Origin of the sequence: Streptomyces sp. HM190 (genome assembly GCF_009857135.1) — a bacterium.
GTDB lineage: Bacteria > Actinomycetota > Actinomycetes > Streptomycetales > Streptomycetaceae > Streptomyces > Streptomyces heilongjiangensis.
Genome location: NZ_CP047318.1, coordinates 7704588 through 7731007 on the forward strand (window position 1 = coordinate 7704588; position 26420 = coordinate 7731007).

The 26420-nt window shown below is 73.2% G+C and carries 18 protein-coding genes and 2 pseudogenes; 12 read left to right on the forward strand and 8 right to left on the reverse strand.

The features are described from left to right. The first annotated feature begins 237 nt into the window (after positions 1-237). From GSY65_RS32985 to GSY65_RS33020, 9 genes and pseudogenes are all read left to right on the forward strand, one after another. A complete protein-coding gene (locus GSY65_RS32985; protein ID WP_236580162.1) occupies positions 238-768 on the forward strand; it encodes a DUF1214 domain-containing protein in 531 nt (176 codons plus the stop codon). Positions 769-817: 49 nt separating this feature from the next. Next, complete coding sequence (locus GSY65_RS32990) at positions 818-1738, forward strand: HAD family hydrolase (RefSeq protein ID WP_159775396.1); 921 nt, start codon at positions 818-820, stop codon at positions 1736-1738. Beyond that, positions 1735-3171, forward strand: coding sequence for a DUF1254 domain-containing protein (locus GSY65_RS32995; protein ID WP_201452747.1), 1437 nt, complete (start codon positions 1735-1737; stop codon positions 3169-3171). The genes GSY65_RS32990 and GSY65_RS32995 overlap by 4 nt, the downstream gene beginning before the upstream one ends. Before the next feature lie 11 nt (positions 3172-3182). Continuing rightward, positions 3183-3860, forward strand: coding sequence for a GAP family protein (locus GSY65_RS33000; RefSeq protein WP_159775398.1), 678 nt, complete (start codon positions 3183-3185; stop codon positions 3858-3860). 98 nt (positions 3861-3958) lie between these two features. Further along, positions 3959-4177 (forward strand): annotated as a pseudogene (locus tag GSY65_RS34805) (SulP family inorganic anion transporter); the annotation flags it as partial. A gap of 64 nt (positions 4178-4241) precedes the next feature. Then, on the forward strand, positions 4242-5552 hold the full coding sequence (locus GSY65_RS34420; protein ID WP_268978266.1) for a SulP family inorganic anion transporter: 1311 nt from the start codon (positions 4242-4244) through the stop codon (positions 5550-5552). A 614-nt stretch (positions 5553-6166) separates the two neighbouring features. Then, a pseudogene (locus tag GSY65_RS33010) lies at positions 6167-7066 on the forward strand (non-reducing end alpha-L-arabinofuranosidase family hydrolase); the annotation flags it as partial. Between the two features lie 303 nt (positions 7067-7369). Further along, complete coding sequence (locus GSY65_RS33015; protein WP_159775400.1) at positions 7370-8806, forward strand: DEAD/DEAH box helicase; 1437 nt, start codon at positions 7370-7372, stop codon at positions 8804-8806. A 226-nt stretch (positions 8807-9032) separates the two neighbouring features. Beyond that, positions 9033-12125: a glycosyl hydrolase gene (locus GSY65_RS33020; RefSeq protein ID WP_159775402.1), complete on the forward strand. Its 3093-nt coding sequence runs from the start codon at positions 9033-9035 to the stop codon at positions 12123-12125. Between the two features lie 102 nt (positions 12126-12227). On the opposite strand, the gene GSY65_RS33025 is transcribed toward GSY65_RS33020, so the two are convergent. The 8 genes from GSY65_RS33025 to GSY65_RS33060 all read right to left on the reverse strand — a co-directional run bounded on the left by GSY65_RS33025 (position 12228) and on the right by GSY65_RS33060 (position 20063). After that, positions 12228-12959, reverse strand: a complete 732-nt coding sequence (locus tag GSY65_RS33025) for a DUF4386 domain-containing protein (RefSeq protein WP_159775404.1) — start codon at positions 12957-12959, stop codon at positions 12228-12230. Then, positions 12956-13396, reverse strand: a complete 441-nt coding sequence (locus GSY65_RS33030; RefSeq protein WP_159776672.1) for a zinc-binding dehydrogenase — start codon at positions 13394-13396, stop codon at positions 12956-12958. The genes GSY65_RS33025 and GSY65_RS33030 overlap by 4 nt, the downstream gene beginning before the upstream one ends. Before the next feature lie 96 nt (positions 13397-13492). Further along, positions 13493-14713, reverse strand: a complete 1221-nt coding sequence (locus GSY65_RS33035) for an ABC transporter permease (protein ID WP_236580163.1) — start codon at positions 14711-14713, stop codon at positions 13493-13495. 71 nt (positions 14714-14784) lie between these two features. Then, positions 14785-15516, reverse strand: a complete 732-nt coding sequence (locus GSY65_RS33040; protein WP_159775408.1) for an ABC transporter ATP-binding protein — start codon at positions 15514-15516, stop codon at positions 14785-14787. Beyond that, positions 15513-16610 carry a hypothetical protein gene (locus GSY65_RS33045; protein WP_159775410.1) on the reverse strand — a complete coding sequence of 366 codons (1098 nt, stop codon included), beginning with the start codon at positions 16608-16610 and terminating at the stop codon, positions 15513-15515. Before GSY65_RS33045 ends, GSY65_RS33040 begins: the two co-directional genes overlap by 4 nt. Further along, positions 16594-17199: a hypothetical protein gene (locus tag GSY65_RS33050; RefSeq protein ID WP_159775412.1), complete on the reverse strand. Its 606-nt coding sequence runs from the start codon at positions 17197-17199 to the stop codon at positions 16594-16596. The genes GSY65_RS33045 and GSY65_RS33050 overlap by 17 nt, the downstream gene beginning before the upstream one ends. 211 nt (positions 17200-17410) lie before the next feature. Beyond that, a complete protein-coding gene (locus GSY65_RS33055) occupies positions 17411-19282 on the reverse strand; it encodes a HAMP domain-containing sensor histidine kinase (RefSeq protein ID WP_159775414.1) in 1872 nt (623 codons plus the stop codon). Position 19283: 1 nt separating this feature from the next. Next, positions 19284-20063: a response regulator transcription factor gene (locus GSY65_RS33060; protein WP_159775416.1), complete on the reverse strand. Its 780-nt coding sequence runs from the start codon at positions 20061-20063 to the stop codon at positions 19284-19286. 452 nt (positions 20064-20515) lie between these two features. On the opposite strand from GSY65_RS33060, the gene GSY65_RS33065 reads away from it, so the two are divergent. The 3 genes from GSY65_RS33065 to GSY65_RS33075 all read left to right on the forward strand — a co-directional run bounded on the left by GSY65_RS33065 (position 20516) and on the right by GSY65_RS33075 (position 26260). Continuing rightward, positions 20516-22570 (forward strand): AfsR/SARP family transcriptional regulator, encoded by a 2055-nt coding sequence (locus GSY65_RS33065; protein ID WP_159775418.1) that lies wholly within the window; start codon positions 20516-20518, stop codon positions 22568-22570. A gap of 176 nt (positions 22571-22746) precedes the next feature. Then, a complete protein-coding gene (locus GSY65_RS34215) occupies positions 22747-24078 on the forward strand; it encodes an RICIN domain-containing protein (protein ID WP_236580164.1) in 1332 nt (443 codons plus the stop codon). Positions 24079-24244: 166 nt separating this feature from the next. Next, a complete protein-coding gene (locus tag GSY65_RS33075; RefSeq protein ID WP_159775420.1) occupies positions 24245-26260 on the forward strand; it encodes an AfsR/SARP family transcriptional regulator in 2016 nt (671 codons plus the stop codon). Positions 26261-26420 lie beyond the last annotated feature (160 nt).

Below are 26420 nucleotides of genomic sequence, written 5' to 3' on the forward strand. Positions count from 1 at the left end.
CGCGCAGTGGCGGTGCGCACCTGCGACGGCTCATGTTCGAAGGGAACCCCACCCGAGAACGGAGCGACGCCGTGCCACACGAACGGATCTCACCCCAGGTGGTGGAGTCGCTCTCGACGCCCGAACGGGTCGAGACACAGCTGGGCACCCTCGATCCCGCGCCCGGAGGAGGGGGCGCACTACTACGGCGCGTCCTCCCGCTGGGTCAACGGCCTGATCGTCTCCGGCTACGACTTCATGACCCCGCCCCCGCACATCTCCGACCAGGGGGTCGAGACCCGGCCGAGCGACGGCGCCCGCATGCTCAACCTCCGGAGCTGGTGGTGGTACGTGGGCGTGGGCATCAGCCCGGCGTTCACCGCGCCGCTGCCCGGCATCGGCTCGCAGTACCTGTTCGCGTTCGCGGACCGGCAGGACCAGGCCCTCGACGGGGGCCGCCGCTACCGGCTGCTCCTTCCCCCGGACATCCCCGCCGCCCGCTTCTGGTCGGTCACCGTCTACGACAACCAGACCCGCTCCATGCTTTCCACGCCGCAGCGCTACCCCCGCGCCGGCAGCCAGGACTACCCGACCCCGGCGGCGGTCGCCGACCCGGACGGCACGACCACCGTGCACTTCGGACCGGACCGGCCCGACGGCGTCCCCGAGGGCAACTGGATCCAGACCATGCCGGGCCGCGGGTGGTTCGCGGTCCTGCGGTTCTACAGCCCCCTGCCGCCGTTCTTCGACAAGTCCTGGCGGCCCGGCGAGATCGAGGCGGAGAACTGACTCCGCGCGGGAGACCGGACGGCGTGACGGTCCGGACACCGAGGTGACCATGCACACGAGTTCCCTGGAGAGCTGGAACGACGGCGCCGCGAAGCGGGCGATCGTCGCGTTCGTGACGTCCGCCGCCACGGAGGAGTCGCCGGGCTACGTCCCGCCGAGGGACCGGGTCGCCGTGTTCGACAACGACGGAACTCTCTGGGTCGAGAAGCCCGCCCCGGTGCAGACGGCGTTCATCCTGGAGAAACTGGCCGCGCGGATGAAGGCGGACCCGTCGCTGGCCGACACGTGGCCCTACCGCGCCATCGCCGCCCGGGACGAGTCGTTCCTCCACGCGCTGGAGGTCCAGGACGCCGACGCCGTGACGTCGATGGTGCAGGCCATCGGCGCGGCCTGGGAAGGCACCACCCTCGACGCCTACGAGGCCGAAGCCGCACGCTACCTGGCCACCTGGCGCCACGAACGCTTCGGCCTGCCCGCGACCGGACTGGTCTACCAGCCGATGCTGGAACTCTTCGACTACCTCAGGGTCCACGGCTGGCGGGTGTTCGTCTGCTCGGGCGGCGGACGTGACTTCATGCGGGTGATCTGCGAGGACACCTGGGGCCTGCCCCGGGAGAACGTCATCGGCTCGGCCCCGGAGTTCGTCTGGCGGGACGGCGAACCGGTCCGCCGGGCGGCCCTGCACGGACCCGTCGCGATCGGGCCCGGAAAGCCCGAATACGTCCTCGCCCGCACCGGCCGCCTGCCGCGCTTCGCGGCCGGCAACGACGACGTGGACGCCGAACTCCTGGCGTCCGCCCGGTTCGCTCTCCTCGTCGTGCACGACGACGACGTGCGGGAGTACGCGTACACCGAGGGGGCGGAGCGGGCACGCGCGACCGCGGGGCGGGAGGGCTGGACGACGGTCAGCGTGAAGAACGACTGGAAGACCGTGCTCAAGGAACGGTCCGATGGAGAGGAACCCGAATGACCCAAGTGAGCGAAGGCGCCAGCCCTGGCACGTCCGCCGAGACCCTGGCCTCCATCAGCCTCCCGGACCGTTTGGAGACGGTCTTCGGCGAGATGGACTTCTTCGACGGCCTGCCGCTGCCCGACACGGTCACCCGCAGCTACGACGTCCTGGACCTGCTGCGCGGGATCGAGGTGTTCCTCAACTGCGTGCCCGGTGCCTCGATGGTGGCCATGCGGCGCGGCCTCGCCGGCCTCGGCATCGACTCCCGCACCATCGGCTTCACCGCCCCGCGCTGCGGCTCGGCACCGCTGGTCCTCACGGCGAACACGGAGACGACGTACGGGATGGCCTGCCTGGCGCTCGACCAGGACGGCCCCACCGTCATCGAGTCGCCGCCGAACTCGCTGTGCTTCGTCAACGACCTGTGGCAGCACTACGTCACCGACATGGGCTTGGCCGGACGGGACGGGGGAGAGGGAGGCAAGTACCTCTTCCTGCCCCCGGGCCACGACGGCGACGTCCCCGACGGATACCTCGTCGTACGGCCGAAGACCTACTCCTCCTGGGTGCTGATGCGTGCCCTGGGCGGTGAGGAGGGCATTCTCCGGGCGCGCATCTATCCGCTCTCCGCCGCCGCGGACCCGCCCGAGCAGCGCTTCGTCAACTTCGCGGAGTCGGACTTCAACACCGTCCACGCCAACGACTTCTCCTTCTACGAGGAGATCGACACCCTCGTGCAGGGGGAGCCCCCGGAGGCGCTCGACCCCGAGCGGGCGGGACAGCTCGCCGCGATCGGCATCGTGCCCGGCAAGCCGTTCCGGCCGGACGACCGGATGCGCTCGATCCTCGACACCGCCGCGAGAATCGCGTCGGGCATCGTACGGACGCTGGCCTTCAAGCCGCGCGACCCGGCCTTCTACCACTACCCCGGCAGCTCGTCGTGGAAGAACCCCTGGCCGTCGCGCAGTTACGAGTTCCTGTCGGCGGAGGGCGCCCGGCTGCTGGACGCGCGGGCGGTGTTCCACTACGTCGGGGCGGGCACCTCGCCGGCGATGGCGGCGGCGGCCGTCGGGGTCGGATCGCAGTACGCCTACACGGCGGAGGACTCCACCGGCGCCTGGCTCGACGGTGGGCGCGCCTACACGCTCAGGCTGCCGAGCGGCATCCCGGCGAAGAACTTCTGGGCCGTCAACGTCTACGACCCCCAGACCCGTTCCCTGCTGCGCACCGACGCGGTGTACCCGAGCGTGAACAGCCTCTCGGAGGCCGTCCGGTCCGAGGACAACGGCGACACGGTCCTCCACTTCGGCCCGACCGCACCGGAGGGCAGGGAGGGCAACTGGGTCCGGACCGTCCCCGGCAAGGGCTGGTTCACGATCCTCCGGCTCTACGGCCCGCTCGACAGCTGGTTCGACAAGAGCTGGCGGCCGGGCGAGATCGAACCGGCGTGAGGTAGGCGGCCGTGGGCGAGGCGATCGGTCAGATTCTGCCCTACGGCGTCGCCGTGGCGCTGAGCGCGTTCCCCATCGTCGGTGTGGTGCTGATGCTCGCCACGCCCAGGGCGCGTACCAACGGCCCGGCCATGCTCCTGGGCTGGGCCCTGGGCCTCGCCCTCGTCGGCACGATCGTGCTGCTGGTCTCCGGCGGCGCCGGTCCCGGCGAGCAGGGTCAGCCGGCCGACTGGGTCAGCGCGCTCGACCTGGCGCTCGGGGTGCTGCTGCTGTGGGTGGCGGTGAAGGAGTGGCGCGGCCGGCCGCGCGGCGACGAGGAGGTGACGTTGCCGAAGTGGATGAAGACGGTCGACTCGTTCACGCCGGTCAAGGCGCTGGCGGTCGGGACGGCGCTGTCCGCCGTCAACCCGAAGAACCTGCTGCTCTCGATCGCCGCGGCGTCGGCGATCGCGCGCACGGACACCTCCGCCGGAACCCAGGCCGTGGCACTGGCCGTCTACGTGGTGCTCGGGTCGCTCGGACCCGGAACGCCGCTCGTGCTCTACTTCGCCCTCAGGGAGCGCTCGAAGCACATCCTCGACGGCCTCAAGATCTGGATGGAGCGCAACAACACGGTGATCATGGCGGTGATCTGCCTGATCTTCGCCGCGAAGCTGGTGGGCGACGCCATCGGCGGCCTCTCCTCGTGAGGGCGCACGTGCGATGGCTGTTCCCCTCACTGCGGGGTTACCGGCGGCAGTGGCTGGGCCGCGACGCGCTGGCCGGGGCGACCGTGTGGGCGGTGCTGGTGCCCGAGGCGCTCGCGTACGCGACCATCGCCGGCGTGTCGCCCGTGGTCGGCCTCTACGCGGCGCCCGCCGCCCTGATCCTCTACGCCGCCTTCGGCAGCTCCCGGCACCTGGTGGTCGGCCCGATGGCGGCCACGGCGGCGCTCTCGGCGGCGATCGTCGGTGACGTCGCCGGAGGTTCGCCGGCGCACTTCACGGCGATGACGGCGGCGCTCGCCCTCACGGTGGGCGCCGCGGCGCTCCTCGCCGGAGTGCTGCGCCTCGGTTTCCTCGCCGGTTTTCATCTCCGCGCCGGTCCTGAAGGGATTCATCGTCGGCCTGGCACTGACCATCATCGCGGGCCAGTTGCCGAAGCTGTTCGGTGTCGAGGGCGGGCCGGGGAACTTCTTCGAGAGGATCGGGGCCCTGTTCGCGGACCTCTCGGACACCAGCGGCCTCACCGTCCTCGTCGGCGCCGGCAGTCTCGCCGTGATCCTCGTGCTCAAGCGGGTCGCCCCGGTCGTCCCCGGCTCGCTCCTCGCGGTGGCCCTGGGCATCGCCGTGGCCGCGGCCTTCGACCTGGAGGACCACGGCGTCGACGTCGTCGGCGGCATCGCGAGCGGCCTGCCCTCCTTCGGCTTCCCCGACGTCTCGCTGGACGACCTCGGCGCCCTCGCCGCCGGGAGCGTCGGCGTGCTGCTGGTCGCCTTCGTCGAAGGACTCGGCGCGGCGAAGACCTACGCCGCCCGCGACCACTACGAGGTCGACGCCGACCGCGAGCTGATCGGGCTCGGGGCCGCCGGCCTCGGTGCGGGCCTGTCCAGCGGCATGGTCGTCAACGGCAGCCTCTCCAAGACCGCCGTCAACGCGTCGGCGGGCGCGCGCACCCAGCTCTCCGGGCTCGTCGTCGCCGCCCTCACCCTGGTCACCCTGCTCTTCCTCACCGGCCTGTTCGAGAAGCTCCCCGAGGCGGTACTCGCGGCTGTGGTGATCGCGGCGGTGATCGACCTGGTCGACATCTCCTCGCTGGTCTCCTTCTACCGGGTCTTCACCCGCAGGCTCGGCGAGGCGTACGGCGTCGCCGCGCGGCCCGACTTCGTCGCCGCTCTCGCCGCCATGCTGGGGGTGATGGTCTTCGACACGCTGCCCGGCCTCTTCATCGGCGTCGGTGCCTCGCTGCTCCTGCTGCTCTACCGTTCCTCGCGCCCCCTCATCAGCGAACTGGGCCGGCTGCCCGGGAACGGACACTTCGCCTCGCTCGACAGACACCCGGACAGCCGGGGCATTCCGGGCCTGGTGGTGCTGCGCGTCGAGGCGGGCATCTACTTCGCCAACGCCGAACGGATCGAGTCCGCCGTGCGAAGGGCCGCGGCCCGGGAGGGGGCGACGGCCGTCGTGATCGACGCCGAGACGGTCCCCTTCGTCGACGTCAGCGCGGTGCGCATGCTCGACGGGCTGACCGAGGAACTGGACTCCCGCGGAGTCCGTCTGCTGCTGGCGCGCGACGTGGGGCAGGTGAGGGACGTGCTGCGGACCGCGGGCGCGGGGGCGGAGCTGAGGCATGTGTACCCCACCGTGAGGGCGGCGGTCGACGCGGCCAGGACCGGCACCTGACCCCACCGGTCGGCACGGGCCCCGATTCGAAACGTTTCGATGTCGCGGTCGAATCTTGCGAGAAGTATTGACGCTGCGTCCCGGCTCCCTATCATCCAGATTGATCGAGACTTCGCCTGCTGGTCGAAATCTCGAACAGCCCGGGTGCTCCCTTCCGTGGAGCGGGAGGTCTCCGGGAGCAGGTCCGCCGAAGCAGACGAGCCGTGAGGAGTCGGCCGATGGTGTGTATGTCATGGGCACGACATTCGCTCCCTCGCTACGCCCAGTCGGCCGCCCTCGCACCGGCCCTCTCCGCGTCGATCGGGAGTGGGCGCGCGGGGAGGTCGCGCGGGGGATGACGGGCGGCGGGCCCGCACCACGGCACCTCGTGGGGCCGTGACACCGCAGGGGTGGCCCGGGGCCCAGGGGCCGCCACGCACCGCAGCACATCGACAGTCCGGACCCCCTCCCACGGGGCCGACCGGAGCCGCTTGCTCAACAGTCAAGAGGTCGTCATGCGCAAAGTAACGCTCAGCCGCAAACGCATGTCCGTGATGCTCGCCTCCACGGCGGCGGCCCTGGCCGCGATGGCGGGGACGCTCGTCGCCAACCCGGCCCAGGCGGCCACCAGCGCCTGTTCCCTCCCCTCGACCTACCGATGGACGTCGTCGGGTCCGCTGGCGCAGCCGTCGAACGGGTGGCGCTCGCTGAAGGACTTCACGAACGTGACGTACAACGGCAAGCACCTGGTCTACGGGACGAACTACGGGACCAACTGGGGCTCGATGATGTTCACCCCGTTCACCAACTGGTCGGACATGGGGTCGACCCGCCAGAACGCCATGAGCCAGTCCACGGTGGCGCCCACGCTGTTCTACTTCGCCCCCAAGAAGGTCTGGGTGCTCGCGTACCAGTGGGGCGCCTGGCCGTTCATCTACCGCACGTCGAGCGACCCCACCAACCCCAACGGCTGGTCCGCGCCGCAACCGCTGTTCACCGGAAGCATCTCCGGCTCCGGCACCGGTCCGATCGACCAGACGCTGATCGGTGACGGCCAGAACATGTACCTGTTCTTCGCCGGTGACAACGGCAAGATCTACCGGGCGAGCATGCCGATCGGGAACTTCCCCGGCAACTTCGGTTCCTCGTACACGACGATCATGAGCGACACGCAGGCCAACCTGTTCGAGGCGCCCCAGGTCTACAAGCTCCAGGACCAGAACCAGTACCTCATGATCGTCGAGGCCATGGGGGCCAACGGGCGCTACTTCCGCTCCTTCACGGCCTCCAGCCTGAGCGGATCGTGGACCCCGCAGGCCGCCAGCGAGAGCAGGCCCTTCGCCGGCAAGGCCAACAGCGGCGCCACCTGGACCAACGACATCAGCCACGGCGACCTGGTCCGCAACAACCCCGACCAGACCATGACCGTCGACCCCTGCAACCTCCAGTTCCTCTACCAGGGCAAGGCGCCCAACGCGGGCGGCCCCTACAACGAACTGCCGTACCGGCCGGGTCTCCTCACCCTCCAGCGCTGACCGGCCCGCTCCGAAACGACGTGCCTGAACGGTGCCCGGCCGGGCCTCCCCGGTCGGGCACCCTCGCGTGGGGGAGCGGCGATCCTCCCCGGACCGGGGGAGGCGGGTGGAGCTGCCCCGTGCTCCGCCCGCACGGTGTCGAGGGGGCGGGCGGCGCGTCCGTGTCGGGTGCCCGTGGTACCGTCACGCTTTTGCGTGGTTGTCGCGGTGGGCGGTTCCGCGTGCCGGTCCGGCGTCCTCGGGTGCGCGGGCCGGCCGATCCTGCCGGGCCTTCCTCGGTACGGTCTCTGCGGAAGGCAGCCCATGAAGCATCCCGACGAATCCGGCGCGACGCACGGCGGCTGCGCCGAGCCCGGGTCCGGTCCCGGACGCGAAGCCGAGGCTCCTCCGCGGCAGCCCGCGGCCGTCTCCTTCGCCGGTCTGGGGCTGCCCGCGCCGGTGCTGCGGACGCTGGACGCCCGCGGCGTGCGCGAACCCTTCCCCATCCAGGCAGCCACCCTGCCCGACGCCCTGGCGGGCCGCGACGTCCTGGGCCGCGGACGCACCGGATCGGGCAAGACGCTCGCCTTCGGGCTGCCCCTGCTGACCCGGACGGCCGGGCGGCGCGCCGAACCGAAGCAGCCCCTCGCGCTGATCCTCACGCCCACCCGCGAGCTGGCCCAGCAGATCACCGAGGCGCTGACCCCGTACGCCGAGGCGCTGCGGCTGCGGATGGCCACGGTCGTCGGCGGTGTGTCGATCGGCCGGCAGATCGCCGCGCTGCGCCAGGGGGCCGAGGTGGTCGTCGCCACCCCCGGACGCCTGCACGACCTGATCGAACGCAAGGGCTGCCGCCTGGGACGGGTGAGGGTCACCGTGCTCGACGAGGCCGACCAGATGTGCGACCTGGGATTCCTGCCGCAGGTCGTCGACGCCCTCGACCAGGTGGCCCCCGACGGCCAGCGCATGCTGTTCTCGGCCACCCTCGACGGCGACGTCGACCAACTGGTCCGCCGCCACCTCCGCGATCCCGCCGTCCACTCGGTCGACCCGTCCGCGGGCGCGGTCACGACGATGCGGCACCACGTCCTGGTCGTCCACGGCCCCGACCGCTACGCCGTCACCACGGAGATCGCCGCCCGCGACGGCCGCGTACTGCTGTTCCTCGACACCAAGCACGCCGTGGACCAGCTCACCCGGCATCTGCGGGCCGGCGGGGTGCACGCCGGGGCCCTGCACAGCGGCAAGTCCCAGCCGCAGCGCACCCGGACCCTGGCGCAGTTCAAGGACGGCCACCTCACCTGTCTGGTGGCGACCGACGTCGCGGCCCGCGGCCTGCACGTCGACGACCTCGATCTCGTCGTCAACGTCGACCCGCCCACCGACCCCAAGGACTATGTGCACCGCGCGGGCCGCACCGCGCGCGCCGGCGGCTCCGGCAGCGTGGTCACGCTCGTCTCGGCGGGCGGACGCCGCGAGGTGAGCCGTGTGCTGGCCGAGGCCGGCGTCGAGGCGACCGTCACGAAGGTGCGCTCCGGCGAGGCGGAACTGAGCCGGATCACCGGTGCCAAGGCTCCCTCGGGGATCCCTCTCGACGGCGGGCCGGCGGCGCCTCGGCCGAAGAACACCAACGCCCCCTTCCGCGGCCTCGGCACGGCCAAGGGCGCCTCCCGCGGCACCGGAGGCACGTCCCGCAAGGCCGGCGAGGCCCGCAGGCTGGCGGAGGCCCGGAAGGCGGCGCGTGTGCGCCGCGGCGGCTGAGAGGCGAGACCGCCGCCCCCGCGCGGACGCCCGCCGACCTCGGGCTCTCGCCGCCGACGGCACCGGCGCCGGGCGGAGGAGAGGGGCGGTGGGCGACAAGCCTCCGGGGGGCAGGACGTCGCCGGCCGCCGCGGCCCCGCACTGATCCCTGCTCGAACTCTTGACCGTCCGTGGTCGCGATCCTACGTTGACCCGCGTCTTGAGAGCGCTCTCAGAAGGGTCGCGCATGAGATTCCGTAGACGTCTTGCGCTGGTGTCGGCGGTCACCACTGCCGCCGCTGGTCTGGTGGGCACCATCGGTGGCGGCGTCGCTGCCGCCGCCACCGTCGAGGTGGGCAGGGGAAGTTACAGCGACGTTCGTCCGGCCGGGACGCAGGGCCCCACCGACAGTGGTGGCCGGCCGGTCAAGCCCAAGGTCACACCCGCCATGGCGGACAAGCCCGTGCCGACGAACGACTGGTGGTCCTCGCTGGTCTTCCAGCGGTTCGCCGCCAATCCGTGGTCGGAGAACATGTACGGCCACCCGCTCACCTACAAGGCGGTGTCAGCGGGGCTGGAGGTCGGGTACCCGACGGACCATCAGATCGTCGGTGGGGGAAGGCAGTACGAGTTCTCGCACAAGGCCGACCTGACCCTCGGCCTCGCGGGCCTCAACTCGCCCGACGCCAAGGCGGACGGGTGGAGCGACTGGACCGTCACCCCCTACTGGAAGGACTCCGCGCGCACCCTGCGGGCGACCATCGGCCACGGCTCGCCGTACGTGTACGCGGAGGGCACCGGCGGCGCGGCACGGATCAGCGCCGCGGCCCCGCCGACCGTCTTCGCCGACCAGGGCAACGTCCTCGGCATCACCATCTCCGGCCACCACTACGCGTTGTTCGCCCCGAGCGGCAGCGACTGGACGGTCTCCGGCAACGAGATGCGCGCCGACCTCGGCTCCGAGGACTACTTCTCCCTGGCGGTCCTGCCGAGCAAGGAGGCGCTCGCCGACTACCGGAAGTACGCCTTCAGCTTCGTCACCGGCTCCAAGGTCGACTGGGACTACCGGGAGGGCGACGGCGAGGTCAGGGCCACCTACTCGCTGACCACCGAGGCGAAGGAGGGCGAGGAGACCGGCACCCTCCAGGCCCTGTACCGCCACCAGTGGCTGCACACCTCCGACCCGCTGACCGACTACCGCTACGTCTCCTCGCGCGGTGAGATGAAGGTCCGCGAGGGCACGTCGTTCACCACCACGCAGAAGGTGAACGGCGTGCTGCCCGGCCTGCCGAGCGCCGCGGGCGTCGACAAGACCAAGCTCAGGACGTACATCGACGACGTGCTGACCCAGGGCGACCCGTTCAGCGGCGCCATCGACACCTACTGGACCGGCAAGGCCCTCGGCAAGCTCGCCCAACTCGTGCCGATCGCCGACCAGATCGGCGACACGGCCGACCGCGACAAGCTTCTCCAGCTCATCAAGTCCCGTATGCAGGAGTGGTTCACCGTCGGCGGCCCGTCCGAGTTCTCCTACGACAAGGACTGGCGCACCCTCATCGGCTACCCCGCCTCCTACGGCAGCGACCAGGAGCTGAACGACCACCACTTCCACTACTCCTACTACGTGATGGCCGCGGCGATCGTGGCGCAGTACGACCCCGGGTGGGCCGCCGACTCCGAGTGGGGCGGCATGGTGAAGGAACTCGTCAAGGACGCCGCCAACCCGGCCAGGGACGACACCAAGTACCCTTTCCTGCGCGGCTTCGACGCGTACGCCGGACACAGCTGGGCCGCCGGCCACGAGGCGTTCGCCGCGGGCAACAACCAGGAGTCGTCCTCGGAGTCGGTCAACCTCAGCGCCGGCCTGATCATGTGGGGCGCGGCCACGGGCGACAAGGCGCTGCGCGACCAGGGCGTCTACATGCTGACGACCGAGTCGGAGGCGATCGCGCAGTACTGGTTCGACGCCGACCAGCAGGTCCACCCCGAGGACTTCACCCATGATGTCGTCGGCATGGTGTGGAGCAGCGGCGGCGCCTACGCCACCTGGTGGACGGCGAACCCCGAGGAGATCCACGGCATCAACTTCCTTCCCATGACCGGCGGTTCGCTGCACCTGGCGCGCGAGAAGGAGATGCTCCGCCGCAGCGTGACGGAGATGGAGGAGGAGAACGGCGGTCCGGCCGTCGAGTGGAAGGACATCTTCTGGCAGGTCCAGGCGCTCTACGATCCGGGCAGGGCCATGCAGTACTGGGACCAGTGGAACGGCGGCTACGTCCCCGAGGCCGGCGAGACCAAGGCCCACACCTACCACTGGGTCGCCACCATGAACGCCGTCGGCGCACCCGACATGACCGTCACGGCCAACACGCCGACGGCCGTCGCCTTCGACAAGGACGACACCACGACCTACGCCGCCCACAACTACGGTGCCGAGGAGTGCTCGGTGATCTTCTCCGACGGCGGCGTGCTCAACGTCCCGGCCAGGTCGACCGCGTCCGGAGCGGGCGACGACACCCGGCTCGGGACCCTCTGCGGCGCCGCCGGCGGCGAGGAACCGCCGCCGGGCGACGAGAAACCCTCCGCGCCCGGCACCCCGCTCCCGACCGACGTCACCGACACCTCCGTCAAGCTCACCTGGGAGGCCGCGGCCGACGACAAGGGCATCAGGAACTACGACGTCCTGCGCGGCGGCACGAAGGTCGCCACGGTCACCGGGACGACGTACACCGACACCGCGCTGAGCCCCGGCACCGAGTACTCCTACCGAGTGAGGGCCCGCGACACCGCCGGCCAGGTCGGTCCGCCCAGCGACACCGTGACCGTCACCACCACGGGTGACGCACCTCCGCCGTACGTCACGGGCGACACCTTCCACCTGCGGTCGGGCGGCGGACTCGACCCCCGGGAGGCCGCGGCGGCCTCCTCCGACACCATCCCGTCGGCCGGCGGCACGAACAACGACGGCACACCGAGGAACCCGCTCGTCTACGAGGTGAAGAACGTCAAGGGCACGGTCGAGCCGGGCACCGGTACGGCCTTCACGTTCAAGGTGGACGCCGGTGGCGCCGTCGGGTACGCCCAGCAGGCCCGGGTGTCGTACGACCTGACCGGCGACGGCACGTTCGACCGTGTCGAGACCTTCCGCTACTTCGCCACGGACCCGGTCCCCGGATGGGAGGAGTACTCCTCGGCACGGCAGGGACTGCACTCCGCCTCGGGCACCCTGGGCGACCTGGTCGGCGGCACCGTCCGTGTGGAGGTCTGGAGCGCACTGGGCAACGGCCCGTCCACCCTCCAGGTCGGCACGGGCTCCGTCCTCACCATCCCGTTCACCTGAGCACGGGCAGGTGCCCGGCCCGGACCCCTCGGGGGCCCGGTCCGGGCACCTCGTTCGTCGGTTCACTTGCTGCGAGGGGGCGCCGGGGCCGGAGGCCCGGCTTCAGGCCGGCGCCGAGTCACGGTTCAGGACGGGCGAGGGACGGAAGCCCTTGAACGTCAGCCAGAGGCCGAGCCCGAACTCCCAGGCCGCGATGGGGAGGGTGAGCAGCAGGCCGACGACGGAGAGGTCGTCCATGCCGCCGAAGGCGACCACCATGCACTTCGTCACCATGAGCGGTACGCCGATGAACCCGAGGACGGGAAGCGGGCGGGGGACCAGACCGGCGCGGTACAGCACCGTTCCGGGGAACAGGGCGTTGATCGCGGACATGATCCCCGGGCCGAAGAGGAAGGTCCAGTCGCGGACGTCGACCAGGGCCTGGGCGATGGTGGTCAGGCCGGCCGGTGCGTCGGTGCCGCCGCCGAGGTCCTGACGGAGAGTGACGACCGACAGGACGCCGACGACGCCGACGAGGATGAGACCCGCTTCGACCGCGCGGGAGGAGACGGACCCGAGCGCCGCGGTCCTGCTGACCCGCCGGGTCACCGGGTGGAGGGCGAGGGCGGTCGCCACACGGGCGAAGGCGGTGACCAGTTCCATGACGCCGCCGAGGACGACCCGGTGCTCGCGGTGCCCCCGAGGGGCGCGGCGCGTGGGCCGGCCCGGGGCGCCGTACCGATCGACCAGTGGTGCGGTCTTCCGGATCGGCCGATCCGTGTCCGTGTCCGTGTCCGTGCCCGTGTCCGTGTCCGTGCGCGTGCGGCGGCCGGACCGCTGCGCCGGGCCTGTCATCGGTCCACGGTGATGGCGATCCTGCCGCGGACGCTCCCCGCCGCGAGCTCCCGCACGGCGAGCGGGGCGTCCTCGGGCGGATGGACCAGGTCGATGCTGGGGACGAGCCGGCCGGCCTCGATCAACCCGGTGAGCCGGGCATAGTCGGCGGCGCGTTCCTCGGCGACCAGCAGCGCGAGGCGCTGCCTGAGGGAGACGGAGAGCAGCACACCCCGCAGCTGCCTTCCCATGCCGGTGAGCGCACCTGCGTCCTCGCCCCCGACGAACACGGCGGTCCCTCGGGGCCGGAGGGCTCGCCTCAGCCGCCTCAGCGAGGGGTTGCCCGCGATGTCGAGGACGAGGTCGTACCGGCGGGATCCGTCCGCGAAGTCTTCCCGGGCGTAGTCGATGACATGGTCGGCTCCGAGTCTTGGTTCGGCGTCCGAGGCGCACCGGATCTTCTTGGAGGCCGCCCAGGCCGCCCAGGCCGCCCAGGCCGCCCGGGCCGTCCACCCCGTCGATCCGCCCGGGCCCTCGCCTGGGTGCCCCTGGCCTCAGGCCGCCGCCAGCGCCTCCGTCGGAGGCAACCGGGACGCCCGCGCGGCGGGGTACAGGCCCGCGGCCACGCCGACGACGACGGCGGCGAGGACACCCGCGACCAGGGCGAGGCGAGGGAACACCACGGGCCAGGACTGGGACACGGCGTACCCGGCGGCCACCGCCGCGCCGAGCGCGGTTCCCGCGCAGCCGCCCAGCGCGGACAAGGCCACCGACTCCGCCATGAACTGCCCTCTGATCTGACGGCGGCTGGCGCCCAGCGCGCGGCGCAGACCGATCTCGCGGCGCCGCTCCAGCACCGAGACGACCATGGTGTTCGCCACGCCCACGCCACCGACGAGGAGCGCGACGCCCGCCAGCCCGAGGAGCAGCACCGACAGGGTCTGCTGGGTGGCGCGCTTGGCGGCCAGGGCGTCCGACGGGCGGCTGACCTGGACCAGCCCCGGCAGTTGCGGGTGGACCGTCGCGGGCAGCACCGCGCGCACCGCCTCGATCCGCGACTCGCGGGCCGTGACGTAGACGACGGTGGGACGGCCGTCGAACCCGAGCTGGTCGCGGGCGGCTTCCCAGCCGACCAGGACGGACGCGTCCAGGTCGGGGGCGAGCGGCAGCGGGTCGAGAATGCCGATGACGGCGAACCATCGGCCGCCGATGTGGACCTGCCCCGTCTGCCCGTCCGGCCGGACCCGGTCGTACCCGAGTCGGGCGGCGGCCCGGGAACCCAGGACCACGGTCGGGAACCGCCCGGTGGTGGGTGAGAGGAACGAGCCCGAGCGGACCCGGCCGTGGACCGACCTGAGGAGGTCGGTCCGCGCGGCGAGAACGCTGATGCCCGAGGCGTCGGACGGGTCGGCGCGATCGGAACGCAGCACCGTCTCATGGGTGTTGGCCACGGCGCTGGCGCTGGTCACCGGTCCGATGCGGGCGGCCATGGCGTCCGCGTTCGCCGGCAGGACCACCGGGGGGTCGCTGTCCGCCGGTGGGGCCACGCGCAGCATGTCGGTACCGAGCGCGGACAGCCGGTCCATCAGGGCCCGCTGACTGGAGGCGGGTACGGCGGTCACGACGACGAGGGTCGCGATGCCGAGGGAGATGCCGAGCGCGGACAGGGCTGCGCGTGGACCGCGGGTGCGGATGCCGAGCAGCCCCAGCCGGAGGATGTCCGTGAACGGCAGCCGCACGGGGCGCAGCACGGGGTCCTTCAGCCGGCGCCTCACGCGGCGCTCCCCGCGCTCCGCGTCTTTCGGCCCGTGCTTCATGCGGCGCTCCCCGCCTTTCGGCCTGTGCTTCATGCGGCGCTCCCCGCTCTGGTGACGTCGGCCGTGACGCGGCCGTCGCGCAGTTCCACCCGGCGGGGGAGACGGGCCGCGATGTCGCGGTCGTGGGTGATGAGGGCGATGGTCGTGCCCTGTGCGTTGAGTTCGACGAGCAGATTCAGCACGGTCTCCCCGTTGGCCGCGTCCAGGGCGCCCGTCGGCTCGTCGGCCAGCACGAGCGCGGGACGGTTGACCAGGGCGCGCGCGATGGCCACGCGTTGGCGCTCACCCCCGGACAGCTGCCGGGGAAGGTGGGAGCGGCGGTGGTCGAGGCCCACCCTGGCCAGTGCCTCCCGTGCGAGGGACCGCCGGCCTCGCCGGGGGACCCCGGCGTAGAGCAGGCCGGTGGCCACGTTCTCCGTGGCGTCGAGTCCGTCGGTGAGGTGGAAGTGCTGGAAGACGAAGCCCAGCAGACGCGCGCGCAGCGCCGAGAGGTGACGGTCGCCCAGCGCGGAGGCGTCGTGTCCTGCGACGTGGACGGTGCCGGTCGTCGGCCGGTCCAGGGTGCCCATGATGTGCAGCAGCGTCGACTTGCCCGATCCTGACGGGCCCACGATCGCGACGAGTTCGCCCTCGTCGACGCGGAGCGAGACACGGTCCAGGGCCGTGACACCGCCGGGGTGGTTCTTGGAGACGTCGTCGACGAGGAGAACGGGGGCCGTGGTGAGGGGAGTCGCGGCCGAGCGAGCGGAGGAGCGGTTCATGACGCCGTCACGACCTTGGTGCCGGCCGTGACTCCCTTGCCGCCCACCTCGACCAGACCGCCCGCGAACATGCCCGTCGTCACCGCGATCAGCGTGCCGTCGGGGCGCTGTACGGCGTAGCCGCCCTCCCGCAGGGCGACCAGCGCGCTCACGGGCACGGCGAGCACGCCCTTGCGCGTGGTGGTGTCGAAACGCACCTGCACGGCTGCCGCGTCCAGGTTCCGCACGTCCTTCGCCCGGTTCGGGGCCACCGTCACGTCGATGGTGGCCGGTCCGGTCTGCGGCGCGGACCCCTCGGCGGCGCCGCCCTGCACGGTGCGGCCGAGCGTCCTGACGGTGCCGCGGATCGTCCTGCCGTCCGGCAGGGTGATGGCGGCGCCGTCGCCCGCCTTGACGGTGCCCACGTCGGTCGCCTCCATCGCGACGGTGACGCTCTTGGCGGCGGAGGTGTAGGTGAGCAGTGCGCCGTCGGCCGGGTCGCCCGGCTGCGCCTGGACCGAGTCGACGCGCACCGGGCCCGGCAGGACCGCGACCCGGCCGGGGACCAGGGTGCCGGTGGCGTCCTGTCCGGTGTCGTGCTGCCACCGTTCGAGAGCGGCGGCGAGCGCCTGGGTGAACTCCTCGCCCTCCTCGTCGCCGCCGGTGCCCCTGGCGACGACCGCCGGACCGGTGTCGTAGCCGAGAGCCCGCAGGTTGTCCCCGAGGACGCTCACGTCGTGGCCGCGCACGCCCGTCTTGGCGAGTTCACGGAAGACCGGTGTGTCACCGAAGAGGACGGGGACGGGCCGGTCGTCGATCCGGTACAGCGCCTTGCCCCTGACCGCCCGTGCGCCGGGCTTCGGCAGCCGCGTCACGACACCTTTCCCGGTGCCCTTGAGCACGTGCGGGGCCCCGAAGCCGAGGGTGCCCGGCAGAGTGCGGCTGTCGGACAGGTCGGTCCGTGTCACGGTGGCGGTCCGCGCGCGGCCGGGGGAGGCGGCCGCCGGGTCCGCCGCGGTCCGTGTGTCGTGCCACACCCAGGCACCTCCGCCCGTGGCACCGGCGACCAGCAGGACGCTCAGCGCGACGACGACGCCTTTAGCCGGCCTTGCCACCGAACGCCTCCAGAGTGCAGCTGTTGTCGACGGCGCTCTGCTCGGCGGCGCTCATCGTGTTCTTGCCGTCGTAGGTCCAGCCGGAGTTGTCGGGCAGCGCGGTGACCTTGAGACCTTTGCGGTTCAGGCACTTCACGTAGGCGCGGTAGTCCTCGTCGTAGTGCGGGTTCGTCGCCTCGTCCATCTCCGGTGGCTGCAGCGGGATTTTGTTCGCGCATGCTTTGGTGGCGGCCTTGGCCGTGGCGCTGTGGTCGGTGTCGTCGACGGAGTCCGGTCCGCGTGCCGGAAGCATCCTGTGGCCGTGGTCCTTGAGACACATGGCGTAGATGTGCCAGTAGCGGTTCTTCTCCTCCTCCGAGCTGTCGAGCCGCAGTTGGGGACGGTCGTTGTCGGAGGGCGGCGTGGCCCGGTCGGTCGCCCTGCTCGCGGGGGCGTCGCCGTCGTCGTGCAGGGACGCCACGTCCCGCTGTGCCGGTCCCTTGCCGTCCGCGTCGTCCGAACCGCCGCAGCCGGTGAGCAGAAGGGCGCCACAGACGAGGACGGTGGCGCCGAGCACACGGTGGCGGCGCGTGAGGTCGAAGTGGTTCATGCGGTTGATGGTCCGCGCCGTGTGTCGGGAAACGGTTCGCAACCGTTGTGGGTCCGGTCCGGCTTCGGTGTCCGTGCGGCCACCGCCCACCCAACCGGGGTCGGCGTCGACGCCTGGGCGCACGGCACGCGGATGCCCGCCGACCGCTACCTGTACCCGGCCGGCCCGGCCGGTGCCGGGGCGGCGGGCTGACCGCGGCCCCGGAGCCGGCTCAGGTCGTGTCCGTGGCTCCCGTCCGCCCCGCGGGCCGACGACGGGACGTCGAGGACGTGAGCCGGGGCTCGGGCTGTCCGGCCGACGGGCCGGGCAGCCCGAGCGTGAAGACCGATCCCTCGCCGAGCACGCTGGAGGCGTGCACCGTGCCGCCGTGCGCCTCGACGAGCTTGCGGACGATGGACAGCCCCAGACCGCTTCCCCCGCCCTGCCGGCTGCGCGACTTCTCCGCCCGCCAGAAACGGTCGAACACCTTGGACAGGTCCTCCTCGCTGATGCCGGAGCCGGTGTCCTCGACACTGAACAGCACCTGGTCCCCCCGGGCGCGGACGGACAGGGAGACGGTGCCGCCCTCGGGCGTGTGCCGGATCGCGTTGGACACGAGGTTCCCGATCGCCTGGCGCAGCCGGACGGAGTCGGCGCGCAGCGACGGACGGTCGTGCGCGGTCCACACCAGCTTCACTCCCGCGGCGCCGGCGCTGCCCTGGTGGGCGCGCCCGACCTGGGCGAGCAGCGCGGCCGCGTCCACGTCCTCCGGGTGCACCCGCAGCGCACCGGCGTCGGCCGCCGCGAGGTCGCGCAGGTCGTCGATGATGTGCTGCAGGAGCAGCGCCTCCTCCAGCAGCGAGGAGATGAGGCGCTTGTCCGCCGGGACGACGCCGTCCTCGACGGCTTCCAGCCAGCCGCGGACGTTGCTGAGCGGGGTGCGCAGCTCGTGGGCCACGTCGCTGACCAACGCCCGCCGCAGTTGCTCCAGTTCGCGGCGTCTGCGTGACATGAGGTTGAACGCCGCGGCGAGTTTGCCGAACTCGTCGCGGCCGCTCACCTCGACCTGGGCGTCCTCGTCCCCCTCGGCCATCCGCTCGGCCGCGCCGGTCAGCGCGCGCAGCGGCCTGACCATGCGGGTGCCGGCGACGAAGGTGACGGTCACCGTGATGAGCAGCACCGCGGCGGTGACCCCGGCGATCCGCATGCGGTTGGCGTCGGACAGATCGAAGAAGGTCGCGATCTTCCGTTCGGGGGCGGTGGCGAACAGCAGGGCCGCGGGGGCCACATACGGGTCGAGCTGGTCCCGTGACGCCTCGGAGAGGCAGGCCGTCACCGCACGGCTGTTCGGCGCGCCGCGGGCGGTGGCGGGCGTCCAGGTCAGGTTGTCGAAGAGCCGCACGGGGGAGGCGTGCCGGTCGGCGAGGCACCTGTTGACGAGCTTGCCGAGCTGGGCGAGCGCCCGGGACTCGGTGGGTGTGCGTTCGAGCAGGTCGTCGACCTCGCACCGGTCGCCGACGTCCAGGACCCGGCCGTCGAGCCAGACCTCCGGGCGGCCGCTCGGAGCGTGCACGACATCGACGTCGGCCGCCACGGGGCCGTCGCGGAAACAGTCCGCGACCCGGGTCGCGATGGTGTCGAGGTCCGCCTTCTCCCGGCCGGTCAGCCGGAAGGGTCCCACGGCCCGCGGATCGATGCCCTCGGACGGCCCGCTGCCGCGGCGGGCGACGAGCGTGGGGTCCACGGCGAGCGCGTCGACGGTCGCCGACGGTGTGTCGGGAAGCGACCTGGCCGCCGCACGGCCCCCCTGGTCGGAGTCCGCCAGCACGCGGCGGTTCTCGTCGGTGAGGGTGATCCGGCGACCGGTCTCCCGCGCCAGGTCACGGACCGTCGGCTCGACACCCCGCCAGTCGGGGTGCGTCGCGGCGAACCCGAGGAGCGTGTCGTACACCCGGGCGTCGTCCGTGATGGCCTGACCGCGCTCACGCCCGATGGCGACCGCGGTGACGCTGACGACGAGCCAGGCGGTGGCGACGATCGAGCAGAGCGACACCAGCACGGACATCACCAGCAGGCGTGAACGCAGGCTCCCACGCGGGAGCATGTCACCGCGCACGGGCACCGGCCGCGTCGTCCGGCTCCGCCGCGGAGCAGGGTTCGGCGGCCTTGTAGCCGACGCCGTAGACCGTCAGCAGGCGCTCGGGCCTGGCGGGATCACGTTCGATCTTGCGGCGCAGGTTCATGACATGTCCGTCGACCGTGCGGGTGGTGACGTAGCGGTCGATGCCGTGCAGATGCTCCAGGATCTGCCTCCTGGTGAACACCCGGCCCGGAGCCGAGGCCAGCACTTCGAGCACGCGGAACTCGCCCGGCGTGCAGTCGACCAGCCGTCCCTCCACCCGCACCTCGAACCGGGCCGGGTCCACGACGAGCGAACCCACCACGTGTACCGGGTCGGACGCCCGGAACGCGGCCCCGCCCGACCGGACGGCGTCCGCCCCGGCACCGGTGGCCGCCGCGTGGCCGGCGCGTCTGAGCAGGGTGCGGACACGGGCGACCAGCTCCCGCGGGCTGCAGGGTTTGGTCATGTAGTCGTCGGCCCCCAGGTCGAGGGCGAGCAGCAGGTCGTCCTCCTCCGCTCGCGCGGTGAGCATCAGGACGGGTACCTCGGACTCCCGGCGCAGCACACGGCACACGTCCAGGCCGTCCACGCGCGGCATCATCCAGTCCAGCACGACGAGATCGGGCATGCGCCGCCGGATCTGGTCCAGCGCGGCCCGCCCGTCGTGGACGACGTCCACCGTGTGGCCTTCTCGCTCCAGGTACAGGCGGATGAGATCGGCTTGTTTCGGATCGTCGTCGGCGAGCACAACATACGCACACATGGGGGCCATCGTAGGGAGAGCGGAGCGCCGGTCTCCGCCTGGACCACGGAAGTCGGCACACCGCACCGGACCCCGACAGGAATCAAACAAGTTCCCGACATTCGTGCGGGATTCTTGGCGCCGGCATCACCACGCCCCGCCGCCCCGTGGCGTCCACGGACACCACGAGGCGCGGCCCAGCCCGGCCGGCTCGGCCGTGGCCCAGGACGACGATGCCCTCTCGCACGGATCGACCTCGCTCGGAGCTGTACACATGGTCTGTCACCGGGACAGCCGTTCACCGGACGGCACCGCCCTGTTCCGCGTGCGGAGCTCCGGCACCCGCGACGTCCCCGAGCCCGCCGGACGAACCGTGCGAGGCTCCAAGCGACGTGCGCTGCGCGGCACTTCCGTCCCCCGTCACGAGCGCGTGCCCGCCCATGGGTGACGCAGCGCTCCGTGAGAGCCGACCCGTGTCCGACGAGCGCGGACTGCGGTTCCGTGTCCTCGGGCAGGTCCGCGTCCACCGCGACGGCGTGCCCGTGGACCTCGGTACACCCCTGCAGCGGGCCCTGTTGACGCTGCTGCTCGCCTCCCCCGGGCAGCCATGGGAGGTCGAGCGGATCGTCGACGCGCTCTGGGGCGAGGAACCACCGGTCAGCGCGCAGACGCTGGTGTACCGGTACGTCGGCGCGCTGCGCAGGATCCTGGACCCCGGCCTTCCGTCGCGGACCTCCGGTGGTCTGCTGGTGCGCGGCGCCGGCGGCTACCGGATGGAGGTCGACGGGGACTCCCTCGATCTGCTGCGCTTCCGGGCGCTGGCCCAGGACGCCCGTCGCCTGTGCGACGATGGCCTCACCCGGCGAGGAGTGACGACGTATCTGCGGGCCCTGGCGCTGTGGCAGGGGCATCCGCTCGACGGGCTTCCGCGGTCGGCGACGACGGTTCCCGTCTTCCAGGCGCTGGACCGCGAGCGCCACGCCGTGGTCAAGGAGGCGGCGGACGCCGCGCAGCACTGCGGCCTGATCGGTGAACTCCTCGGCCCCCTGCGCCGCTGCACCGCCGAACGCCCCCTGGACGAGCCGTTGCACGCGCGTCTGCTGAGCGCCCTCGTGGCGACGGGCCGGGCGCCGGAAGCACTGCGCGCCTTCCATGCGGTGAAGAGCCGCCTCGCGCACGGCCTGGGCATCGAACCCGGACCGGAACTGCGTGCCGCGGCCCGGCACGTGCTCGCACCGCGCTCCGCCACGACCTCGGCCGCCGAGGAACACCTCCCCCCGGCCGCCGAGTCGACCCCGCAGCCCGTCGACAGCCCCGCTCCGTCCGCCGCCTCGCCGCGGCCCCCCGCACCACCGGCCTCGTGGCCGGTACCCGCACAACTCCCCGCCGGGCCACGGGTCTTCATCCGCAGGCGACGGACGCACGCATCGCTGCCCGATCCGGACGGCACCGGGGGCGGACCGGCCGGGACGATCGTCCTCACAGGGCCCGCGGGCGTCGGCAAGACCGCGCTCGCCCTGCACTGGGCGCACCGAGCGGCCGGCCGGTTCCCCGACGGCCGGCTCCACGCGAACCTGCGGGGCCACGCCCCTGACGGACCGCCCGCCGATCCCGCGGTGGTGCTGAGCGGGTTCCTGCGCGCCCTCGGTGTCGCACCGGACGACATCCCCGCGGACGACCTGGCTCGGCGTTATCAGCAGGCGCTGGCGGGTCGCCGTGTCCTGGTCCTCCTCGACGACGCCCGCGACGCCGCACAGATCGCGGACCTGCTGCCCGCGGCCCCGGGGTGTCTCGCCGTCGTCACGAGCCGTGCGTCGATGCGGGAGGCGGCGGGCGGCCCGCACCCGGTGCGCCATGTCGGCCTCGAACCCTTCGACGCCGCCGAAGCACGCGAGTTCCTCGTCGCCCGGCTCGGGGCGGAACGGGTCACGGCCGGGGAGAGCGCGGTCGCCACGCTCATCGGGCTGACCCGGGGACTTCCGTCGACGCTGGCCTCCGTCGCCGCCCGCGCCCTGACCGTACCGGCCTTCCCGCTCGCGGCGCTGGTCGAGGAGACCCGTGCCGCGGTCGACGACGGGGTGTGCGAAGCCGAGCCCGCCCTTGGCGCACGGCGCCCCGAGGACCCCCGGGTGGACGTCTCGCCCGCACCGGGGCACGCGTCCGCCGACGCGGCCGAGCCGCCGGACGCGTCCGGCTCGTCCGGCCCCGAGCCGGGGCGACCGTACGGTCCCGGGCCGTCGCTCCCCGCCCACCGCGGCGGCGGGGGACCGGCCGCGCGCCCCCGCCGTCGGGAAGCCGTCCCGCCCTGCCGGGGCGCGGCCGACATGCTGTCCGCCCTCGCGACCGGGACCGCGAGCCCTGCGGTGCCGTCGGTGCCGTCGGTGCCGGCCATGCCGTCCGTTTCAGCCGTGCCGCCCGTTCCGGTCATTCCCCCCTTTCCGACTATTTCATCTGTTCGGGCCGTGCCGGTGCCGGTGCGCGGTGGGCGGCCACCGCCGTCCGCTCGTCGGGCGCCGCCGCGCCGATGAACAGAACCGGCGCCCCGGTCGGGACGGCGAGGGTCAGTTTCCGGTCACTGGGCCTGCCTAGGCTCACTCGCAGGGCGGGCTCGCCCGGTCGCCGGTCGGACGAGGTCGCACGCGTCACGTGCGCGGGTCCGGGCTGCCCACATCGTTGATCAGGGCCTCATCCAGGAGAGTGGACTATGACGCGCGGGGGAACACGACGCCCCGGGGACACGACCTCGTCCCCGTCCGGCGACCTCGCCGTGGCGACCCGGGAAGCACCGGACGCGGACACCGCCGGGCAACCTGACGAGGCCCCGCAGCCGGGCCCCGAGGCCGCTGCCGCGCAGCCCCTGGGCGGCGCGACCCCCGACCAGGCACCGGTCCGCGCGGCCGCCGCCCCGGTGCGGACCGAGGAGCCGGACGGTGACCCCCCGCACGGGGACGACGCGCCCGCAGGCGGCCCGGACACCGTGCCCACGTCCGCGGACGTCCTGCCGCGCACCGCCGCCCCCCTCACCGAACCCGGGACGGACGGGTCGCGGGACCCGGCCGTCGGCGCCCCGGAGCGGACGGCGACGGTCGGGCGGGACGCCGACACCGGCTCCGGCACGGGCCGCGGCGAACCGTCGGAGGGACGCGCCGAGAGCGCGCGCACCGCCGAACCGGACGCGCTCGCCGCGACCACCGAGGAGGGCGACGACCGCGACCCCCCCGAAGGCGGTCGCCGGCTCTCGCGGGAGTCGGTGATCGGCGTCTCGCTGCTCGCCCTGCTGGTGGCCGGAAGCTGTGTGCTGCTGGTCGGTTCGGACGGCGACAAGTCCGGGTCCCGCGCCTCCGGTTCGGCCCAGGGAGACTTCACGCAGGACGGCGACGGCACGGGCGGCGTTCCGGGCGCCGCCCCCGCGACGGCGCCGTCCGGCTCGCCCGGCGCCTCCTCGCCGGCCCGGCCCGGCAAGGGCGCGGCCGCGGCACCGGACAAGTCCCTCACGAAAGCGGGGAAGCCCGCCGTGCCCGCGCACACCGGTTCCCCGTCGGCCACGCACCAGGGCGCCGCGGGGGCACCGGCGTCCGGCGGCGGCAAACCCGTCAAGTCCACCACCGGGAAGGCGGCCCGGACGGACACCGCCGACGGGCCGACCGTGCGGGCGGCCGGCGCGCTGACGAGCGAGGCGTCCGGCCGCTGCGCGGACGTCACGGACGGCGCGGCCGCCGACGGAACCCCGCTCCAGGTCTGGGACTGCAGCGGCGCCGCATGGCAGAAGTGGTCCTTCTACTCCGACGGTTCGCTGCGCTCGCTCGGTCTGTGCATGGACGTCGCCTGGGCCTCGGCGAGCGACGGGGCCGCGATCCAGGTGGCCGACTGCAACGGCGGCTGGGCCCAGAAGTTCAAGCTCACGGCCGCCGGTGACCTCGTCAACGTCCGGGCGGACAAATGCGTCGACGTGAAGAACGAGCAGACCGGCAACGGCAGCCGGCTCCAGCTGTGGACGTGCGCGGGCACCCAGAACCAGAAGTGGCGCCTGGAGTGAGAGCCGCGCGGCGGGAGGACGGACAGTGAGCACGCGGACCGGGGCGCCGTCGGATTCCGTCACCGAGGCGGATTCCCTCACGGTGTCGGATGCCGTCACGACGTCGGATGCCGTCACGACGTCGGATGCCGTCACGACGTCGGATGCCGTCTCGGCGTCGGATTCCGTGACGACCTCGTTCTCCGTACTGGGGCCCGTCCGCGCCTGGCGCGAAGGCGTCGAACTCGATCTCGGCCCGCCGCAGCAGCGCGCCACCCTCGCGGTGCTGCTGGTGCGCGCGAAGCGGCCCGTCGCCGTCGCCGAGATCGCCGACGTGCTGTGGGGAGACAACCCGCCGGTGAGCGCCGCCAACGTGATCCACCGGCACATCGGCGCGCTGCGCCGCGCCCTCGAACCGGGGCTGTCCTTCCGCGCCCAGGGGCACCTGCTCGTCCGGGGCCACGCCGGCTACCGGCTGGCGGTCGGGCCGGGTGACGTCGACCTGACGCGCTCTCGCCGCCTGCGGGAACACGCGCAGGACGCCGCCCGCAGCCAGGACGCGCAGGAGGCCGTGGCCCGGTTCGTCGAGGCCGCTTCGTTGTGGCGGGGGCCGCTCGTCGCCGGGATTCCGGCCCGTGCTCGCGGCCACCGTATGTTCACCGCCCTGGAGGACGAGTACGTCGCGACCGTGCGCGAGGCCGCGGACACCGCCCTGCGCCACGGGCTGGCCATCCGCGTCCTGCCCGTGCTGGAACGCTGCGCCGCCCGTCGGCCTCTCGACGAAGGCGTGCAGGCGCGGCTCGCCCTGGCCCTGTCCGCCACGGGGCACCAGGCCGAGGCCCTGCACGTGTGCCACGCGGCCCGGACCCGGCTCGCCGAGGAGCCCGGTGTCGCCGAGGGAACCGAACTGCGCGCTGCCCACGCGCGGGTGCTCGCCGACCACGCCGGCGGCCGTACCCTCACCCCGCCGCGGCGAGCCGCGTCGGCGCCGACGGGCGTCGGCGGACCCTGGCCACGGCCGGTGCCCGCCCCCCGGTCCGGCCCGGCGGCCGACGGCACGACGCACCCCTCGCCCGGCTCGCCGGCTGGGGGCGAACGGTCCGTCTCCCCCGGCGGGGCAGTGTCCGCGGCCCCGTTCGTCGGGCGGCGCGCCGAGACCGCGGAACTGCTGACGCTGGCCGCCGACGCCCCCTCGGAGCACGAGTCGCCACTGCTCGCCGTGGTCTGCGGGCAGGCGGGGGTCGGCAAGTCCGCGCTGGCCGCCGAGGTGGCCCGCCGGCTGGCGGGCCGGTTCCCCGACGGACTGATCCGCGTGGACCTGCGCGGCTTCGCCCCCACCGCCGCTCCCGTCGCCCCCGTCGACGCCATCCGCGGCCTCCTGCCCGTACTCGGAACACCGCCACACCGGCTGCCCCGTGACAAGGACGACGAGGACGCCCACAGCGCCCTGTGGCGCAGCGAACTCAGTGGCCGCCGCGCCCTGCTGCTGCTCGACGACGCCCGCGACGCAACGCAGATACGGCCCCTGCTGCCCGGCGCGCCGGGATGCGCGACCCTGGTGACCAGCCGCGACCAGCTTCTGCCGCTCGTCGCGGACGAGGGGGCCCACCGCGTCCGCCTGCATCCGCTGACGGCCGCCGAGTCCACGGACCTGCTGACCGCCCACCGCGGCAGCGGCCGGGCCGTCCTCGCCGCCGCGGACACCGCACGGATCGTGGAGCGCTGCGCGGGACTGCCGTTCGCGCTCGAAGCGGCCGCCGCGCAGATCGCGGACGGCGCGAACACGCGGGCGTGGGACGACGCCGTCCGCGCGGCGGCACGGCAGCGGCTGCACGGCTCCTGCCGGACGCTCGCCCCTGCCGCGTCCCGGCTGTTCGCGCTGCTCGCGCTGCATCCCGGTCCCGGCGTCCGCACCGACGAGGCGGCGGCCCTGGCCGGCCTGCCCCCGCGAACGACGCTCCCGCTGCTCGCCGCGCTGACCGGAGTGCACCTGCTCGACGAGCACGCACCGGGCCACTTCGTGCTGCACGCCTGGGAACGCGCCTACGCCCAGGAGCTGGTGCGCCGGACCGGGAACGGGCCGACCCGCGAGGAGGCCCTGCACCGGCTGTCCCGGCACACCCCGCGGCAGAGCGGCACGGACGCCCCGCCGCGACCCGCCGCCCCCCGCCTGCACGCCGGGCCGTACCTGTCCTCGACCTGACCGGCCCGGCCCCCACGACCACCCAAGGACCGCACCGAACATGCCCCTCTCCCAGCCGTGCGGGGTGCGCCCGCCCGCCCCGTCCGCCCGCCGCGCCCGCCACGCGATTCCCGGCGGACTGTGGGCCCTCGCGCTCACCCTGTGCTGCGTGCCGACGGCG

What these genes read in the sequence shown, in the direction of transcription:
- GSY65_RS32985 (WP_236580162.1), top strand. Translation starts at nt 238, where the DNA reads ATGACCCCGCCCCCGCACATCTCCGACCAGGGGGTCGAGACCCGGCCG.
- GSY65_RS32990 (WP_159775396.1), top strand. Translation starts at nt 818, where the DNA reads ATGCACACGAGTTCCCTGGAGAGCTGGAACGACGGCGCCGCGAAGCGG.
- GSY65_RS32995 (WP_201452747.1), top strand. Translation starts at nt 1,735, where the DNA reads ATGACCCAAGTGAGCGAAGGCGCCAGCCCTGGCACGTCCGCCGAGACC.
- GSY65_RS33015 (WP_159775400.1), top strand. Translation starts at nt 7,370, where the DNA reads ATGAAGCATCCCGACGAATCCGGCGCGACGCACGGCGGCTGCGCCGAG.
- GSY65_RS33020 (WP_159775402.1), top strand. Translation starts at nt 9,033, where the DNA reads ATGAGATTCCGTAGACGTCTTGCGCTGGTGTCGGCGGTCACCACTGCC.
- GSY65_RS33025 (WP_159775404.1), bottom strand. Translation starts at nt 12,959, where the DNA reads ATGACAGGCCCGGCGCAGCGGTCCGGCCGCCGCACGCGCACGGACACG.
- GSY65_RS33040 (WP_159775408.1), bottom strand. Translation starts at nt 15,516, where the DNA reads ATGAACCGCTCCTCCGCTCGCTCGGCCGCGACTCCCCTCACCACGGCC.
- GSY65_RS33050 (WP_159775412.1), bottom strand. Translation starts at nt 17,199, where the DNA reads ATGAACCACTTCGACCTCACGCGCCGCCACCGTGTGCTCGGCGCCACC.
- GSY65_RS33055 (WP_159775414.1), bottom strand. Translation starts at nt 19,282, where the DNA reads ATGCTCCCGCGTGGGAGCCTGCGTTCACGCCTGCTGGTGATGTCCGTG.
- GSY65_RS33060 (WP_159775416.1), bottom strand. Translation starts at nt 20,063, where the DNA reads ATGTGTGCGTATGTTGTGCTCGCCGACGACGATCCGAAACAAGCCGAT.
- GSY65_RS34215 (WP_236580164.1), top strand. Translation starts at nt 22,747, where the DNA reads ATGACGCGCGGGGGAACACGACGCCCCGGGGACACGACCTCGTCCCCG.